Consider the following 17,699-nt stretch of genomic DNA (forward strand, 5'->3'; position numbering starts at 1 on the left):
TTAGCCTCGGTGCAACGATGTGTTCACGCGACAGGCTGTCTGCTTATAGGTCGGTCAGGTCAAACCAGGCCCGACCTTCGGCTTTCACTCTTCCACGCTGCATGTTCCTAGGCCATAGGGTTTGTTGGCGGCGTTGACGTTGATGAATGCCATCCGCACTTTCAGGCTGTTGTACGCAGGGTTGAGGTTGGCTTGATATCTGACTGACAGGTTGCCCCCTGCAGAGGCGCGAGCCATACGGTTCCAAACCATACGGTAACCTTTTTTGCCGCGGTTCTTGAGCTTGACTCCAATCCACTCGGGATTGTCGGCAATGAATGCTGTGCCATTCTCTGCGTCAACGCGAAAAACATATCCGGGCGCAATCCAGCCGAAATCGTCGCGTTGTGTCATTTTGCAGTTGTATGTGATTGTTTCGGCAAGGGCCGAGCTGGCAAAGAATGTGGCAACGATTGCCAATACAAGTCTTTTCATTTGTTCCAATTTTTGCTGATTTACCTGCGCCATCTCTTGCAACTGAAGCGCGAAGTCGCAAGGTGCAAATGTGATGCTGAGACACTCTGTCCAAGTGGCGCGTCAGTCGTTCAGTAGAATGGTATGATACCGGTCGAGCGCATCCGCAGTGAGCAGCGTTTCCATTTCAACAGCCCGCCCGTTTTCGTCACTGAGGCTGCCATAGAATTGAAGACTTTCCAGCAAATTCTGAACGCGCAGGCGCCTGTCAGGTTTGTCCAAAAGTGGCGGGTGTAGGGACAGCAACAAGGCAGGGCGCGATTGTCGAAGCCAGTTTAGCAGTGTCGGCAACACAAAGAATTCGGCCCCTTCGATATCCATTTTGACCAGTGAGACCCCCGCCAGATCCTTCGCGGCCTCGAACTGGTCCCAGGCGATTGTCAGCGCGTCGGTGCCATGCGCCCCGTCACGCAACAGCGAACTGGTGGAATCCCCGGGTTCACCGCGAACGGATGCCATGCGGGCCACTCCGAACTTCTCAGACAGCGCCACGCCAAACGCCGAAACGTTTTGAATGCCATTCAATTCAAGATTCCACGCCAGATGACGAAAGGCCGTTGGGTCCGGCTCGAAGCAAAACACATGGCGCGCGCGGCGGGCACCGTAAAGAACCGTCGGGCCGATCCAGGCTCCGATATCCAGATAGTCGCTGTCCGGGGTCAGGTATTTGTCAAGAACCGCGAATGTCTCAGGCTCCCACGCGCCGGCCGACGCTTTGCGCCAGAATTTGGAATGATAGGGGTCCAGACGGAACGATTCACCATTCAGGGTGCCGGCAAAGTATCCGCGAGCGCGGTAGAACATCTTGCGCGCCTGCGTCAGCATCGCGGACCTCCGGGTTTTCTTGTCTCGCCCCTTGACCTGCGGCGGCTGCCAAAGCATTTAACCCTTGGGAACCGCAACTTTTATTTTACAGGGGGCCGAGATGGCTTTTGAACTTCCTGATCTTCCTTATGCACATGACGCGCTGGCAGCCAAGGGCATGTCCGCAGAAACGCTGGAATATCACCACGACCTGCACCACAAGGCCTATGTCGACAACGGCAACAAGCTGATCGCCGGCACCGAGTGGGACGGCAAGTCGCTGGAAGAGATCATCACTGGCACCTACGACGCAAGTGCTGTGGCACAGAACGGCATCTTCAACAACATCAGCCAGCTTTGGAACCACAACCAATTCTGGGAAATGATGGGCCCCGGCGAAGGCGCTATGCCTGGTGAACTGGAAAAAGCTCTGACCGAGAGCTTCGGGTCCGTGGACGAATTCAAGTCGCAGTTCAGTGCCGCCGGTGCCGGTCAGTTCGGTTCGGGCTGGGCGTGGCTGGTCAAGAATGCCGACGGTTCGCTGGCCGTGACCAAAACGGAAAACGGCGTCAACCCGCTGTGCTTCAACCAGACCGCGCTGCTGGGTTGCGACGTGTGGGAGCATTCCTACTACATCGACTTCCGCAATAAACGCCCGGCTTACCTGTCGAACTTCCTCGACAATCTGGTGAACTGGGAAAACGTCGCATCGCGCATGTGATCCTTGACCCTGTTTGGGACAAGCGAGCCCGCCAGCAGAGATGCTGGTGGGCTTTGTTATGTTTGTGGGCCGCAAAGCCATGATCCGGTTATCCAGCATGCTGTCATCAGCCGAAATTCGACCGGTTCAGCCTATTCATCTTGCGCGTAGGGAGTGGGCGTGACAGTCCTTGCGTGACCAGCTGGCATTGTGCCGTATTGATGAGTGGACCCGTAACTTGCGCGGAAACCGTTTCCTAGATCACGCGATCCTTCTGGCGGGCGTTGTCCTGATGAGCGGGCCGGTCTGCCTGCTGCTGTGGCAATTGACCTCTGCGCTCGATCTCTCCGAGCTTTCGGCCTTGGTCGGTCGGGTCTGGCATGGCGGCGTCAGCAGTGCTGGCATCGGGGCCGGCGCGATGATGTGGAATTCGCTGGTATTGGCTTTGGGCGTCGCCATCTTGAAAAGCGTGATGTCTCTGATGGCCGCTTACGCGCTGGTCTTTTTTCGGTTGCCTTGCAGTGGGTTGATATACGGCGTCATCCTGATCGCGATGTTCTTTCCGATCGAGACCCGCATCCTTCCGACTTTTGCGGTCACCAGCGATCTCGGGCTGCTCAATTCCTACGCCGGTATGATCCTGCCAATCACGGCGAGCGGGTTGGGCGTTCTGGTTTTTCGTCAATACATGCGCCAAATTCCCGACGAGGTGCTGGAGGCCGCCCGGATAGATGGCGCTGGACCGCTGCGTATTCTGGTCGACATCGTCATCCCCTTGTCTCTGCCGATGATTGCCGCCGTCTTTGCGATCCTGTTTGTTTTGGGCTGGAACCAATATGTCTGGCCGATCATGATCACAACCACCAGTCAGGACCATGATACGCTGGTGCGAGGCATGGCGTATTCCGGCTTTGAGGGCACTGCGGGCATGGTACTGGCGCTTTTGGCGATGCTGCCTCCGGCGATTGTCGTGATTATGCTGCAGCGCTGGTTGATGCGGGGATTGACGGCAGGCATTCACTAGGGACGTCGCCGTAGCAGACAGCCGGTTGCTGCATCTGCGCAGGTGAAAACCTGCCCAAGAATTCAACATTCGAACTCAGACGGGATTGTACGCGGCCCACCAGTACTTAGATATGTATGGCGGAGGGAGAGAACCGCACCCAATTCGAAACACAGGCAAACACCGCGCTGAAACACTCTGGCCGCGCGGCAAAGAACTTGTGTCCGGTGGATGAGGGACGGCCAAGGAAACCACAACGGGAGAGCACAATGGCTGCACTTGAACAGGGAACCTGGGTTGTCATCGCAGACGGAGAGAAGGCGTTGTTCGTCGAGAACATCACCGATGCCGAGGATCCAAATCTGGTCGTCGTTTCAGTTGAAGAGCATGAGGCGTCTGAACGCCCGACTGATCGGGCCGGACGTCGATCTGATCCAGGACCCAGGCAGAAATCGGCTGTTGAGGAGCCGAACTGGAAAACCCATGCACGATCACTGTTCGTGCAGGACCTTGCCAATCTTCTCAACCGCAAAGGCCTGAAGGGTAAGTTCAACAGGCTTGTTCTGGTCGCCAGCCCTCATGTGCTCGGTCTGCTGCGCCGTCGTCTGCACAGTGATGTGCTGGCCAAGGTCGTGGCCGAAGTGGACAAAACGCTGACCAATCACCCCTTGCACAAGGTCGAGCAGGTCCTGAAACATCACCTGCGACCAGCACCGCGTCTGGCTTAAGCGCCTTTGTGGGCGGTTTCGGCCGCCCAGTTCGCGCTGACCCTAGCCGAGTTTTTCGCGCAGAACCGCGATAGCCGCATCCGCGTCGTCGACCCAGGTTACAAATTCTGACAAGGACCGGTCGGCAAAGCCCTGCTCGATCACCTGATCCAGCAGGGCGCGGAGCGTATCCCAATACCCACCCACATTGACCACAAGGATCGGTTTGTCGTGCAGGCCCAGTTGGCGCCACGTCAGCGCTTCGAACAACTCGTCCAACGACCCCGGACCGCCAGGTAGGACAACGACGGCATCCGCGTTCATGATCATGACCTTTTTGCGCTCGTGCATCGTTTCGGTGATCACGAAATGCGTCAAATCGGTCTTGCCGACTTCGCGGCGAACCAGATGCACCGGAATGACGCCAAACGTCTCGCCGCCCGCAGCCTGCGCCGCGCGCGCAACTTCGCCCATCAAACCGACATCTCCGGCCCCATAGACCAGTCGCCAGGCTTCGCGGGCCAATGCTGTTCCAAGATGCTGAGCAGCGGCGGAATAGGCTGGATTGCTGCCATTGCGTGACCCGCAATACACACAGACAGATTTCTGGGACATGGAATGCGGGCTCCGGTCTTGTGTCAGACGTTTTGACCCCTGATAGCGAGATTGATAGGTTGGCTCAACCGTCCGCCGGAATGCGAGCCACTCAAAGCAGTTTCGCCGCGGAGTGAAAGGGAAGTAATGAACGCCAAATCAGGAAGCGGAAGCTCGGGCAACTTCATCTGGGGGGTGCTGGTCGGCCTCATTGCGATTCTGGGAGCGGGCGGCCTGTATCTGTCGGGTGTGTTCACAGAAGGACCGCAGTCGGATCAGCAATCGCAGGAACAGCCTGTAGACGCCCCGGAAACCGTCCTGACCGAGGGTGCGACGCCGGCACCACAAAACACAGCGCTGGAACCTGCAGAGACCGAGCAAGCACCACAGGACACGTCTGACGTCGCGACAGATCAGCCTGACGAGGATGTCCAGACCAATGACCCTCAGACTGCGCCTGATGAAACCGCAGTTGCAGCCGAACCGGCACCTCGTCCCGCCCTGGATCAGATATTTCTGTCCACCGACGGCAGCGCTCTGTTGTCTGGTGAGGCCGAGCCGGGCAGCCAGGTTGATGTTCTGCTGAACGGAGAGGTTTTGCATCAGTTTACAGTGGATGAGACAGGGCAGTTCGCTGAGTTTGTGACCGTTCCCTTCAGCGAAGACCCGCAAGGGCTTGTCCTGCAATCGACCGATGGGGACGAGACAACGCAGTCGGATGACTACCTGATCGCGGCTTTGCCCGAGCCAGCCCCGATTGCACCGCAGGACACAACAGACGCCCCGACCGAGGAGGGTGCTGATCCAGAGGTGGCTCAAGAAGCTCAGCCCGATGAAGACAGCATTGCGACCCCTGCACAGACCGAAGAATCCGCGCCTGATCAGACCGCAGATGAGGCAACCGACGATCAACAGGTCGCCATTCTTCGGTCCGGCGAAGAGGGTATTGAGCTGGTTCAGCCCCCATCGACAGAAACGGCGATCCCCGAGCAGGTCGAACTGGACACCATCGGGTATTCTGACACAGGCGAGGTTCAACTGACCGGGCGTGTCAGCGAAGGGTCGGCGGTACGGCTCTATCTTGACAACCGCCTGGTGGCCGATTTGACGCCGGAAGAGGATGGAAACTGGAGAGGGGAACTCGAAGGGATCGACGCCGGTGTCTACACGTTGCGGGTGGATGAGGTGAATACCGACGGAACTGTCCTCAGCCGCGTCGAGACCCCGTTCAAGCGCGAAACGATCGAGGTTTTGCAAGCTGTCGACCCTCAGGACCCCGACCAACCCGCGGACGCGCCTGCGCCAATCCGGTCGGTTACGGTTCAGGCGGGGGACACTCTGTGGGCCATATCGCGTGAACGGTTCGGGGACGGCGTTCTGTATGTGCGCCTGTTCGACGCCAATCGCGACCTGATCCGCGACCCCGATCTGATCTATCCGGGCCAGATTTTCACGATCCCTGAGTAAGGTGAGGCTCTGGCCTGTTCCAGCGCCCAAGCCTAAGTTAGATCCCAGACAAGACAGGTAGCGCGACCTATGCCCCCAATGACTTCGGATGAGTTGGCCGATATTGACGAACGCCGGTCCGGCTTGCGGACGATTCGCAAGGTTGCACCCTACATGTGGCCAAAGGACAAGCCATGGGTAAAGCGCCGGATCGTGATTGCGATGTCTATGCTGGTGCTGGCCAAGTTGATCGCGGTCTATACGCCGATCCTGTACAAAGGGGCGGTGGATGCATTGGCAGGTGAGGGCGTGCCGCCCTTGGCGTTGGGAGCGGTCGGGCTGACGGTCGCCTATGGCGTCGCACGCATGATGACCGTCGGGTTCCAGCAATTGCGGGATGCCGCCTTTGCGCCGGTGGGCCAACGCGCTTTGCGGGCGCTGGCATTGGAGACGTTCCAGCACATCCACCAACTGTCCATGCGTTACCACGTGACCCGCCGCACCGGTGGCCTGAGCCGCATCATCGAGCGGGGCGTCAAAGGTGTCGAATTCCTGCTGCGGTTCCTGCTGTTGTCGATCGGGCCGTTGATCCTTGAACTGCTGCTGATCTCGGTGGTTTTGATGTGGCTCTTTGATGTTTGGTATCTGGTCGTGGTGGCGGTGACGATCGCGCTGTACATCTGGTTTACCTTCGCCGTCACCGAATGGCGTGTGAAGCTGCGCCGCGAGATGAACGATCAGGATACCGAGGCCAATCAGCGCGCGATCGACAGCCTGCTGAATTTCGAAACTGTCAAGTATTTCAACGCGGAAACACGCGAGGCTGATCGCTACGATGTCTCGATGAAGGCCTATGCAGGTGCTGCGCTCAAGACGGCCTATTCCTTGGCCTTCCTGAATTTCGGTCAGTCTTTCCTGATCACGTGCGGCCTGATCGGGGTGATGGTTCTGGCGGCTGTCGGGGTACAGAACGGGTCTCTGACCGTGGGTGATTTTGTTATGGTGAACGCCTACATGATACAGATTACCGTGCCGCTGAATTTTCTGGGTACTGTCTATCGCGAGATCCGGCAATCGCTGGTCGATATGGGGCAGATGTTCGACCTGCTGGAGCAACCCGCCGAGGTCACCGACAAACCCGGTGCGCCCGACCTGAACGTCAATGGCGGAGAGATGACGCTGCAGGATGTGCGCTTTGGATACGACCCGGAACGTGAAATTCTAAAGGGTGTGTCATTGTCGGTTCCGGCAGGACAGACCGTTGCAATCGTGGGGGCGACAGGATCGGGCAAGTCCACCATAGGTCGGTTGCTGTTTCGCTTTTACGATGTCACCGGTGGTGCGCTGAAGATCGATGGCCAGGACGTGCGGGACGTGACGCAGACCAGTCTGCACGCCGCCATCGGGGTCGTGCCTCAGGACACGGTGCTGTTCAACGACACGATCCGCTACAATATAGCCTACGGGCGCGACGGGGCCACGCAGACAGACGTGGAAGAAGCCGCGCGGGCAGCGCAGATTCATGAGTTCATTGCCTCACTGCCCGAGGGCTATGACACCAAGGTCGGTGAGCGCGGGTTAAAATTGTCGGGCGGTGAAAAACAGCGCGTCGGGATCGCCCGGACATTGCTCAAGAATCCCCCGATCCTGCTGCTGGACGAGGCGACTTCGGCCCTCGATACGGACACCGAACAGGATATCAAGGACGCATTGGCCCGCGCGGGTGAGGGGCGGACCGTGATCACGATCGCCCACCGTCTCAGCACGATTGCCGAGGCCGATCAGATCGTGGTTCTGGAAAGCGGCGAGATCATCGAGCAAGGCACGCATGATGAGCTGTTGGTGCGCGAGGGGCGATATGCGCAGCTTTGGAACCGCCAGCAATCAGACAGTCAGGCGGCCTGAACGTCTGCTTGACCGATACACAAAAGGGCCGGAACATCCGGCCCTTTCAAGGTTACTCCGCGGCTTTCAGGGGCGAGCCGGGTGGGGAGTCCGAATGGTCCTCGCCGTGATCCTCACCCTGGTCTGATACCTGTTGTGTTTGATCATCCCAGACAATCTCGCCCGATTGCATCGCGCGCGCGCTATGACCGATCGCCATGTCATGGGCGATCTGGCTGGTGCGACCCGCACCCATCCGGGCCAGCGCCCTGGCCAGCCAGACGGCGTAGGTCGTCACCCAGACCCGCAAGGCAAGAAGCGAGGGTGTGACGATCAGCGTCAGAACCGTGGCGACACCCAGACCGAAGACCACGGCAGTGGCAAGCTGCTTCCACCACAGCGCCGTCGGGCTGTTGATGGTGTAGCCACCATTGATGAAGTCCAGCGACAGGCCAAACATCATCGGGGTCAGACCGGCCATCGTGGTCAATGTGGTCAAAAGAACCGGGCGAATGCGCGCCTCGGCGGTGCGGACGATCGCGTCGATCCGGGGCATATAGCGGCTGTATTCCTGATAGGTGTCGATCAGAACGATATTGTTGTTCACCACGATCCCGGCCAAGGCGACAATCCCCGTGCCGGTCATGATGACCGAGAAGGGTTGTTGCATCACCAGCATCCCGATCAGCACGCCAGTTGTGGACAGGACCACCGCCAGCAATACAAGTACCGAGTTGTAAAAGCTGTTGAACTGCGCCAGCAGGATCACGAACATCAGCCCCAGCGCGGCAAGGAAGGCGCTGGACAGGAAGGCCTGGCTTTCGGCTTGGTCTTCCTGATCGCCGGTCCACTCCCAACTGATAGTGCGGTCGAACGGGTCGGTGTCCAGCCATTCGGTCAGGACGGCGATGCGCTCGTTGGGATTGATCAGGGTGACGCTTGTGTCGCCTGCATCGATGGCCGTACTCAGATCCTCCAGACTGTCTGCTCCGGTCAGTTGCACAAGGTCAAACTGCTTGCCATCGGGCATCGTCAGCGTTGATCCGGTAGGTTCAGCGCCCTCTGCCAACGCACGCACGATAGCCAGCCGGTGCTCAGCGCCGTCGGGGCCGACCGTTGCAACCTTGCTCAGACCCGTTTCGACATCTGCTTTGACGTCGTAGTACCGTTCTTGGTTGATGCGGTTGATCTCGGCCAGCTTGGCCACGGGTTGGCGCGTCACGAAGTTGGACAGCGGCACCAAACCGTCGGATGTGCGGACTTTCAGAGTATCAAGCGTGGACAACACCCGATCTTCTTCGGGCAAACGTACGCGGATTTCGATTTCCTCATCCGTCGTGTCGGGCCGCATCTCGCCCAGCAGGATACCGCGTGTCACCAGTTGCACCATGGCTCCCACAGTGGCCACATCCGCACCAAAGCGTCCGGCCTTTGCCACATCCACATCGATCTGCCAGTCAATTCCGGGCAGGGGCAACGTGTCTTCGATCTTGATCAGGCCCGGCGTGCTGTCAAAGATTTCGCGTGCAGCAAGGGTTGCAGAGGTCAACTCTTCCCATCCGTCGCCCTTGATGCGCAGGTGAACAGGTTTGGCCGAAGACGGGCCTTGCGACAGCACCAGAAGCTCGACTTCAAAACCCGGCAATTCCGACAATTGCTCGGTCAGTTGGTCAACGACAAAGTTGCCATCGTAATCTGGCGCGACAAAATGGCGGTCGAACAGTCCCCCCAGAATGGGTTCGTGGACATTGGGGCGGTCTTCCCATGGAATGATCTCGAACTGTACACGTCCAATCGTGTCCGCGGGTTCGGACGCTCCGCCGTCGTTTTGATTCAACCCGCCTTCGCCTGCGAAGGAAAAGACGTTGATGACAGCCGGATGCGCGCCGATAATCTGTTCGGCTGCCAGAACCATGGCATCTTTTTCCGCCAGCGAGAGGTTGCCGCGCGCCCGGACATAGGCGGTGGCCTGTTCCGGTTCACTGTCTACGAAGAACTCAACACCGCGATTGTTGGCACTGAAGATCGTCATCACTGTCATGACTGCAAAAACGACAGCGGCGATGGACACGATCGGCATGATCGGGTTGCCTACAAGGAACTTGACGAAATAGCCAAACGGCGTGTGGTCTTTTGCGGTATGTACCTTTGTGTCAGGCGCGCGTTGGATTTTGGCCGCGCCCAACGTCACCGACCCGCCAAACGCCCCGATCATCATCAATATCGCACCGAACAGCCGCCCACCCGCAGGAAGCAGGTAGTCCGGGTTGACCATCTGCATGGCCCCCAGAAACACGAGGTAGAAGGTCGGAACAACGAGGGCCGCGCGCAACCACCATGGGGCCACACCACGCAGCCAGTTCGACGCTCGGTCGAATACGCGGCTCAGCCGGCCCGACACGCCACCCACCACGGGCAGATAGACCAGTGCAACGATCAATGAGGCTGACAGAACGAAGATCAGCGTTATGGGCAGCATCTTCATGAACTCGCCGGGCACACCCGGCCAGAACAGCATGGGCAGAAAGGCACACAGCGTCGTTGCCGTTGATGACACGATGGGCCAGAACATCCGCTGCGCGGCTTCGACATAGGCATGCATCGGGCCCACGCCTTCCTTGATGCGCTTGTCGGCGTATTCAACAACAACGATCGCGCCATCAACAAGCATACCGACGGCAAGGATCAGCCCGAACATCACCATGTTCGAGATGGTGACACCCATGGCCGCGAGAAAGGCAAAACACAGCAGGAAAGAGGTCGGGATCGCAAATCCAACCAGCAAGGCGGCGCGTGTGCCAAGCGACGCCAAGACCACGATCATCACCAAGGCAATCGCGGTCAGGACGGAACCTTCCAGCTGGGTCACCATCGAGTTGACGATGCGGCTCTGGTCATTTGAGGTGCCGACTTCGACAGCGGCCTGCAACTCGGTCGGCCAATCGGATTGGGCTTTGGCCACGGTGACTTTTACCTGCTCGACCGTGTCGATCAGGTTGAAGCCTTTGCGTTTGACGACCTGCAACGCCACAGTCGGGATATTGTCGAAGCGGGCGGTGCCCTCACGGTCTTCGAACGTATAGTTGATCTTGGCCAACTCTCCCAGAGTGACCACCCGGTCGCCATTGACCTTGACTGGCAGGCCGTAGACGTCCTGCGCGGTTTTGAACGAGGACGGGATCTTGACCGAGAATGTGCCCTGAGGCGTGTCGACCTCACCAGCGGCGATCAGTTGGTTGTTGTTCTGAACGACATTGATCAGTTCGGCGGCGGTGACGTTGTAGGCCTCAAGACGCAGGGGGTCGATGATGACCTCAAGCAATTCGTCGCGGTTACCTGCAATCCCGGCTTCCAAGACCGAGTCGAGCGACTCCAGATCATCCTGCAAGTCTTTGGCAATGCGCGCCATGGTGCGTTCGGGAACCGCGCCGGACAGGTTGACAATGACAATTGGGAACTCCGAGAAGTTGAGCTCGCTCAGCGAATACTGCTCGGCCCCATCGGGAAACTCGGCCTGCGCGCTGTTCATCGCATCGCGGACATCGGCAGTGATCGCAGTTTTGTCCCAACCGAAATCAAATTCGAGGAAGACGCCGGCATACCCTTCGGCAGCGGTCGCGGTCATGTTGTCCAGACCGTCGAGATCGGCGAGCTCGGTCTCCATCGGTTTGACCAACAGGTTCTCTGCATCCTCCGCTGAAATACCGGGGAAAACAACCGAGACAAACAGGGCCGGAATCTCGATGTCCGGCTCACCTTCCTTTGGCAGGCTGACATAGGCAAACCCGCCGATCACAAGCGAGATCGCAATGAAGGCCATGACCATTCGGGCCCGTTCGGCGGCCCAGCTGACGATTCCCGTCATTATTCAGCCTCCCGGTAGGTCGGGTTCACCGTTACACCTTTGATGACGAATTCCTGTCCGACAACGATGATATCCGTAGTTTCGGGCAGACCGCCGATCCATACACCTTCGGCCGTGTCGCGCAGCACCTGTACCGGCATGAAATCCACCACGTTGCTTGCGCCGATGGTGCGGACGCCCAACTGCCCTTCGTTGCTAAGGGTCAGGGCCGATTGCGGTAGCAAATGCGCCTTGGCCCCTTCGGCCGCAATGCGGATCGTCGCCGTCTGACCGTCGCGGATGGTCAGATCCGAATTCGGGACGCTGATCTCGACCTCGAAGGTGCGGGTGGTTTCGTCAGCTGAGCGGCTCAGGAACGTTACACGCCCCTCGACCTGACGGCCGGTAACCAGCTGTGCTGTGGCAAGTGCCCCGACCTGAACACGGTTGACCTCGGTTTCCGGCACAAATCCGACCAGCTTGATCGGGTCCAGCTGGATGATCGTTGCGCATAGCGACCCAGGTTGCATCAGGCTACCCAGCTCAGCGGTATCGCTTTCCAGAAGGCCCTCGAACGGCGCTTCGATGGTTAGACGATCCATTTCACGCTGTGCGGCTTCGACCTCGGCCGCGGCGGATTCGATTCCGGCCCGCGTGGATTCGAGCCCGGCTTCGGCGGATTTGATACCCGCCTCTGCGCTGCTCATCGCAGCTTCGCTGGACACCCGCCGGGTTTCCGAGCCAAATCCGGTTTCGGACAGTTTGCGCGCGGCTTTCAGGTTGATGTCGGCTTCAGCCACCAGCGCGTGCGCCTCTTCCAGGCGGGCCTCTGCCTCGGGAATGCGGCTTTCGGCCTCGAGCTTGCCGGCTTTGGCCTCTGCCAGACTGGCGGGGCGGGTGCCCGGGTCAAGCTGACACAGCAGATCACCCGTCTCGACAAAAGCGCCACGGCGCTTGGGCTCGGAGACGACGGTGGACGTTGTCTCGGCCAGCACTTCGACTTGGCGGTTGGCCTGGGTTTGGCCACGCAAGAGCACCGCGCTGTCAATTTCTCGCGCAATCGACCGCAGCGCGACCACGCGGATCGCGTTTTCGTCAGAAGTTTCAGCGTCGGCTGTTTCGGTCTGCGAGTTGGTGCCTTCCCCAACGTCATCCCGACCAGCAAAGGCGAACAAAGAGTCGCGCTCGAAGACAAGGAAATACAGCGCTACAATCACCAAAGCGGCATTGATGAATGAAATCAAACGCATACAGTCATAACTCCCAGAGCTTTGTGCCGGTAATACTTCGGCGTACATGCTGGAAAATGGGGTCCAGCACATGTCATTTCTACGCTGAACTGAATAGTTTGGTTTATTTTTTTTCGCAAGGGTACATCAGGTCCGCGAATATGTGCAAAATCCGGCCCTTGGCTTGGCCGTGGTGCCGGGGTATGACATGGCGCACTATGACAGGATACACAGCCCGGGGGCAGGGATGAGCAACACCGACAGTTTCATTGATGAGGTCACGGAAGAGGTGCGCCGCGACCGGCTGTACCTGCTTTTGCGCCGCTGGGGCTGGGTTGGTGTTGTCGCCGTTGTCCTGATTGTCGGTGGGGCAGCGTTCAACGAATACCGCAAGGCCCGTGATGCATCGCAGGCGCAGGCGCTTGGCGACGACATCCTGGCCGCGCTGGCTGCAAATGATTCTGCGGACAGGGTCACAAGCCTGCAGCAGGTGCAGACTGAGACGCCGGGTGGGGATGCTGTTTTAAAAATGCTTTTGTCGGCTTCGCAAGTGGATGCAGGGTCCCAGCAAGACGCGATCGACAGCCTGAACGCAGTGGCGGTTCAGGGTGATCTGCCTGAAATCTACCGTGCTGTTGCAAGCTTCAAGGCCTTGTTGCTGCAATCGGACACCATGCCGGCAGCGGATCGTCGCCAGCAGTTCGAGGCATTGGCGGCACCGGGCGCGCCTCTGCGTTTGTTGGCGCAGGAGCAACTGGCCCTGATCGATGTATCCGAGGGCAATGTAGACGCCGCGCTGGAGCGGTTGCAGGCATTGCGTCAGGACGCCGAGGTGGGTGTAGACCTTCAACAGCGCGCGGCCCAGTTGATCGTGGCATTGGGTGGAGAGCCCGCGCCACTCGTAGCCCAGCAGGGCTGATCTGGCGGTACAACACGGAATGACAGGCGAATTCGGATTAGTATGGTGACACGTTTTTTCTCTCGCATGGGTTTGCCGGTTGCGGCGTTGGCCCTGACTGCATTGGCCGCCTGTGAAGAACCCGAAAACATCCTTCCGGGCGAGCGTGAGGATATCCGCCCCGCTTCGGACACCGAAACCGTTGAGACAAGCGGTTCACAGCCGATCAGCCTTCCGGCACAGAGTTCGAATGCCAGCTGGTCGCAGAGCCCCGGGACGCCAGCGTTCCGCACCACCAACGCAGCCTTGCGCGCCACACCTCAGCGCGTGTGGTCAACCTCGATTGGTGACGGAGACTCGCGCAAGCGCCGCATTACCGCCGAGCCGGTTGTGGCGGGTGGCTTGATCTACACGCTTGATGCGGGCGCTACCGTTTCAGCGGTTTCGCCGCAGGGGCAGGTGGTCTGGAACACCAGCCTCATCCCCGCAACCGATGGGGATTCGGATGCCACAGGCGGCGGAATGGCCTATGCGGACGGTGTGGTGTACGTGTCGTCCGGGTTTGGGCGGTTGACGGCGCTGGATGCAAAAACCGGCGCAATCCGCTGGCAAAAACGCCTGAATGCCACGGGCAGCGGATCTCCTTTGGTCAGTGGCGGGCTACTGTATCTGGTTGCAGGGGATGAAACAGGCTGGACCGTCAGCACCAAGGATGGTCGCATCCAGTGGCAGGTGGAAGGCACGCCCAGCGTCGGTAACGTTCTGGGCGCGCCGGCACCGGTGCTGGCCTCGGACCTTGCAGTATTTGCCTTTGGCTCGGGTGACATTACCGCAACCTTCCGCCGTGGCGGGATCAACCGTTGGAACGCGTCAGTGGCCGGTGGTCGCCGGGGTCGCGCCGCTGCACAGATTGTTGACGTGACCGGCGGCCCGATGGTGGTAGGAAATACGATTTACATTGGCAACCATTCCGGGCGCACCGTTGCATTTGATGCAGGATCGGGCGAGCGTCGCTGGACGGCTGATGAAGGCGCTGTGGATACGGTCTGGCCTGCGGGGGACAGTATTTTCCTGATCAGTGATCGCAGCCAACTGGTTCGACTGAACGCGGCTGACGGATCTATCATCTGGGCGCAGGACCTGCCGGGATTTGTCAAGGACAGACCTGGCCGTCGCGGTCCGATCTTTGCCCATTATGGTCCGATCCTGGCGGGGGGGCGCATTGTGGTTGCCTCGAATGACGGGTATCTGCGGTTCTTCAATCCGGTGAACGGCGCATTGCTGCATCAGGTTGAAGTGCCGGGGGGCGCGACCACGACACCGGTCGTGGCCGGGCAGACGCTGTACGTCGTGTCGACCAAAGGTGAACTGCACGCTTTCCGTTGATCACAAGATGCGCTAAAGGGCGCACCTTGAGTCTTGAAAGTTGAGAACATGTCGCTGACCCTCGCCATCGTGGGGCGCCCGAATGTGGGCAAATCCACCCTGTTCAACCGCCTTGTGGGCAAACGTTTGGCCCTGGTCGATGACCAGCCTGGCGTGACGCGCGACCTGCGCGAAGGCGAAGGGCGGCTGGGCGATCTGCGCTTTACCGTCATTGATACCGCGGGTCTTGAGGACGCGACAGACGACAGCCTGCAAGGCCGGATGCGCCGTCTGACCGAACGTGCCGTGGACATGGCGGATGTCTGTCTGTTCATGATCGACGCGCGCACGGGCCTGACCCCGACGGATGAGATGTTTGCCGAAATCCTGCGCAAACGGTCAAAGCACGTGATTTTAGCCGCCAACAAGGCCGAAGGCTCGGCCGCAGATGCCGGTGTGCTTGAGGCATACAATCTGGGCCTGGGTGAGCCCGTGCGCCTTTCGGGCGAACATGGCGAGGGAATGACGGACCTGTATGCCCAGCTGATGCCATTGGCGGATGCCGCTGAAGAGCAGGCAGAAGACGACACGCCGCAGGTCGATATAGAACTGGATGAAGACGGTGAGGGTGAGGCACCTCTGATCACCGATGCAAAACCGTTGCAGGTGGCGGTTGTCGGGCGACCCAATGCGGGCAAATCGACGCTGATCAACAAGATCATGGGCGAAGACCGCCTGCTGACAGGACCTGAGGCCGGGATTACCCGCGATGCGATCAGTCTGCGCGTCGATTGGGCCGACCCGGACGGAAGCAGCACGCCGATGCGTATCTTTGATACGGCGGGAATGCGCAAAAAGGCCAAAGTGCAGGAGAAGCTGGAAAAGCTCTCCGTCTCGGACGGTCTGCGTGCCGTCAAATTTGCTGAAGTTGTTGTTGTTTTGCTGGATGCCGCGATTCCTTTTGAACAACAGGACCTGCGGATCGCCGATCTTGCCGAGCGCGAAGGCCGTGCGGTTGTTGTCGCTGTCAACAAGTGGGACGTTGAAGAGAACAAGCAGGACAAGCTGCGCGAGCTCAAAGAATCCTTTGACCGTCTGCTGCCGCAACTGCGAGGCGCGCCGCTGATCACAGTGTCCGCAAAAACAGGTCGGGGACTCGAGCGTCTGCGCGCTGCCATTCTGCGAGCCCATGACATCTGGAATCGCCGAGTGCCGACTGCGGCGCTGAACCGCTGGTTGACGGCCATGCTGGAACAACATCCGCCGCCGGCCCCTCAGGGGCGCCGGATCAAGCTGCGCTACATGACGCAGGCGAAAACGCGCCCGCCGGGATTTGTCGTGATGTGCTCGCATCCCGATAAGATGCCTGCCAGCTACACCCGATATCTGGTCAACGGTCTGCGCGAGGATTTTGACATGCCCGGCACGCCGATCCGCCTGACCCTACGCGGGCAAGGCGACAAAAACCCCTATAAGGGACGGCGCAAGAAAAACGCGGGCGCGTTGGCCAAGCACCTCAAGGGGCGCGCGTAACTACGCCAATTTTCAGCATTTTCAGCGCGAGGGCGTGACAGTGCTGTTTCCACGCGCTAGCATTCGCTTGTGTGCATTTGTTTTCGTGCGCGCGGCTTGCAACTGTGCAGACTGTGCATATTTTTTGGTTCAAATTTAACCGGGCCATCGTGGGAGCGGGCTGGATGGATCTGAGGGAATACACAAGACAATACGCTGTTCAGGACAACAGGCTGGCAGCGCTGAGCTATTTTGGAACATTTGCGGTGTATTTTGCATCGCTGGCCTTGGCGATCGGATATGTGGATCGCTGGTACATCATGCTACCGGCAGGGGTTGTTTTTGCCTTCTCCGCCGTGCGTCTCTATGTGTTGCAACATGATTGCGGCCATCACTCGCTGTTTGAAACACGGCAACAGAACGAATGGGCGGGGCACGGGTTGTCGCCGTTCACCTTTGCGCCGTTCGAGGTGATGAAGCAGAACCACAATCTGCACCATTCAGGGATCGGCAATCTGGAACATCGCGAGACCGGTGAAATCCACACCATGACCCTGCGGGAATGGAACCAGGCCAATTGGACGAAACGCCTGTTCTATCGCCTGTATCGCAATCCTTTCATTCTGGTGCCTTTAGGGGCGCTGTTCACCTATTTCATACGGTATCGCTGGCCCAAAAACACGGTCAGGTTCGGCGTGAAGGGCGTGGTTCTGCACAATCTTTCGATCGTCGTGTTTTTGGGTCTGCTTTATCTGATCGCAGGCACGACGGGCATTCTGGTCTGGCTGGCGTTTTCGTTCCTGGGCGGCATGCTGGGTGTGTTCCTCGTGTATCTGCAACACAATTTCGAAGACACCTATTGGGACCGTCGCCCGGATCTGGACCCGCAAGTGGCGGCGTTGCAGGGCTCGTCGGCGCTGGATTTCGGCTGGTGGTTCGACAATGCGGTGGCCTGTATCACCCTGCACGACATTCACCATTTCAATGCGCGCATTCCGTCTTATCGCTTGCGCGCATGCCATTATAACTTGCCCCCTGAATACACGCCGCGCCGGATCAAGTTCCCCGAGGCGGTTGCGGCACTGAATCTCAAACTTTGGGATGAAGATGCCAAACGACTTGTGCCGTTTCCAAAGAAATCCCGATCCGCGGATTTGGCCCATAGTAGCTAGGGAGTCAGCGGTTTGGTGCCCTGGCTTG

Annotated in this window: 14 protein-coding genes; 9 read left to right on the forward strand and 5 right to left on the reverse strand. The window is 59.0% G+C overall.

Going from position 1 to position 17,699, the window contains the following annotated elements; genetic code table 11:
- Positions 1-84: 84 nt before the first annotated feature.
- Both ACR0L4_RS11360 and ACR0L4_RS11365 read right to left on the reverse strand, forming a co-directional pair.
- On the reverse strand, positions 85-507 hold the full coding sequence (locus ACR0L4_RS11360; protein WP_480513007.1) for a hypothetical protein: 423 nt from the start codon (positions 505-507) through the stop codon (positions 85-87).
- Between the two features lie 69 nt (positions 508-576).
- Entirely contained in the window at positions 577-1,338 is a 762-nt protein-coding gene (locus ACR0L4_RS11365) for an FkbM family methyltransferase (RefSeq protein WP_480513009.1), read from the reverse strand.
- Between the two features lie 100 nt (positions 1,339-1,438).
- On the opposite strand from ACR0L4_RS11365, the gene ACR0L4_RS11370 reads away from it, so the two are divergent.
- The 3 genes from ACR0L4_RS11370 (at position 1,439) to ACR0L4_RS11380 (ending at position 3,748) form a co-directional block, all read left to right on the forward strand.
- Entirely contained in the window at positions 1,439-2,038 is a 600-nt protein-coding gene (locus ACR0L4_RS11370) for a superoxide dismutase (RefSeq protein ID WP_170750970.1), read from the forward strand.
- Between the two features lie 169 nt (positions 2,039-2,207).
- Entirely contained in the window at positions 2,208-3,041 is an 834-nt protein-coding gene (locus ACR0L4_RS11375; protein WP_480513011.1) for an ABC transporter permease subunit, read from the forward strand.
- Positions 3,042-3,289: 248 nt separating this feature from the next.
- Entirely contained in the window at positions 3,290-3,748 is a 459-nt protein-coding gene (locus ACR0L4_RS11380; RefSeq protein WP_480513013.1) for a host attachment family protein, read from the forward strand.
- Between the two features lie 42 nt (positions 3,749-3,790).
- Here the strand turns inward: ACR0L4_RS11380 and ACR0L4_RS11385 are convergent, their stop codons facing one another.
- Positions 3,791-4,342 (reverse strand): TIGR00730 family Rossman fold protein, encoded by a 552-nt coding sequence (locus tag ACR0L4_RS11385; RefSeq protein ID WP_170750966.1) that lies wholly within the window; start codon positions 4,340-4,342, stop codon positions 3,791-3,793.
- A 126-nt stretch (positions 4,343-4,468) separates the two neighbouring features.
- On the opposite strand from ACR0L4_RS11385, the gene ACR0L4_RS11390 reads away from it, so the two are divergent.
- Together ACR0L4_RS11390 and ACR0L4_RS11395 are read left to right on the forward strand one after the other, a co-directional pair.
- Positions 4,469-5,788 carry a LysM peptidoglycan-binding domain-containing protein gene (locus ACR0L4_RS11390; protein WP_480513015.1) on the forward strand — a complete coding sequence of 440 codons (1,320 nt, stop codon included), beginning with the start codon at positions 4,469-4,471 and terminating at the stop codon, positions 5,786-5,788.
- 69 nt (positions 5,789-5,857) lie between these two features.
- Entirely contained in the window at positions 5,858-7,672 is a 1,815-nt protein-coding gene (locus tag ACR0L4_RS11395) for an ABCB family ABC transporter ATP-binding protein/permease (protein WP_480513017.1), read from the forward strand.
- Positions 7,673-7,724: 52 nt separating this feature from the next.
- Here ACR0L4_RS11395 and ACR0L4_RS11400 read toward each other — a convergent pair whose 3' ends face one another.
- Positions 7,725-11,516, reverse strand: coding sequence for an efflux RND transporter permease subunit (locus ACR0L4_RS11400; protein WP_480513019.1), 3,792 nt, complete (start codon positions 11,514-11,516; stop codon positions 7,725-7,727).
- Positions 11,516-12,745, reverse strand: coding sequence for an efflux RND transporter periplasmic adaptor subunit (locus ACR0L4_RS11405; RefSeq protein ID WP_480513022.1), 1,230 nt, complete (start codon positions 12,743-12,745; stop codon positions 11,516-11,518). The genes ACR0L4_RS11400 and ACR0L4_RS11405 overlap by 1 nt, the downstream gene beginning before the upstream one ends.
- Positions 12,746-12,971: 226 nt before the next feature.
- On the opposite strand from ACR0L4_RS11405, the gene ACR0L4_RS11410 reads away from it, so the two are divergent.
- From ACR0L4_RS11410 to ACR0L4_RS11425, 4 genes are all read left to right on the forward strand, one after another.
- Positions 12,972-13,643 (forward strand): hypothetical protein, encoded by a 672-nt coding sequence (locus tag ACR0L4_RS11410; protein ID WP_480513024.1) that lies wholly within the window; start codon positions 12,972-12,974, stop codon positions 13,641-13,643.
- 42 nt (positions 13,644-13,685) lie between these two features.
- On the forward strand, positions 13,686-15,008 hold the full coding sequence (locus tag ACR0L4_RS11415; RefSeq protein WP_480513026.1) for a PQQ-like beta-propeller repeat protein: 1,323 nt from the start codon (positions 13,686-13,688) through the stop codon (positions 15,006-15,008).
- Positions 15,009-15,056: 48 nt separating this feature from the next.
- A complete protein-coding gene (gene der, locus ACR0L4_RS11420) occupies positions 15,057-16,520 on the forward strand; it encodes a ribosome biogenesis GTPase Der (protein WP_480513028.1) in 1,464 nt (487 codons plus the stop codon).
- A gap of 164 nt (positions 16,521-16,684) precedes the next feature.
- Entirely contained in the window at positions 16,685-17,671 is a 987-nt protein-coding gene (locus ACR0L4_RS11425) for a fatty acid desaturase (RefSeq protein WP_170750954.1), read from the forward strand.
- The last annotated feature ends 28 nt before the right edge of the window (positions 17,672-17,699 follow it).

The sequence above is a fragment of the Ruegeria sp. AB5 genome (genome assembly GCF_056542645.1).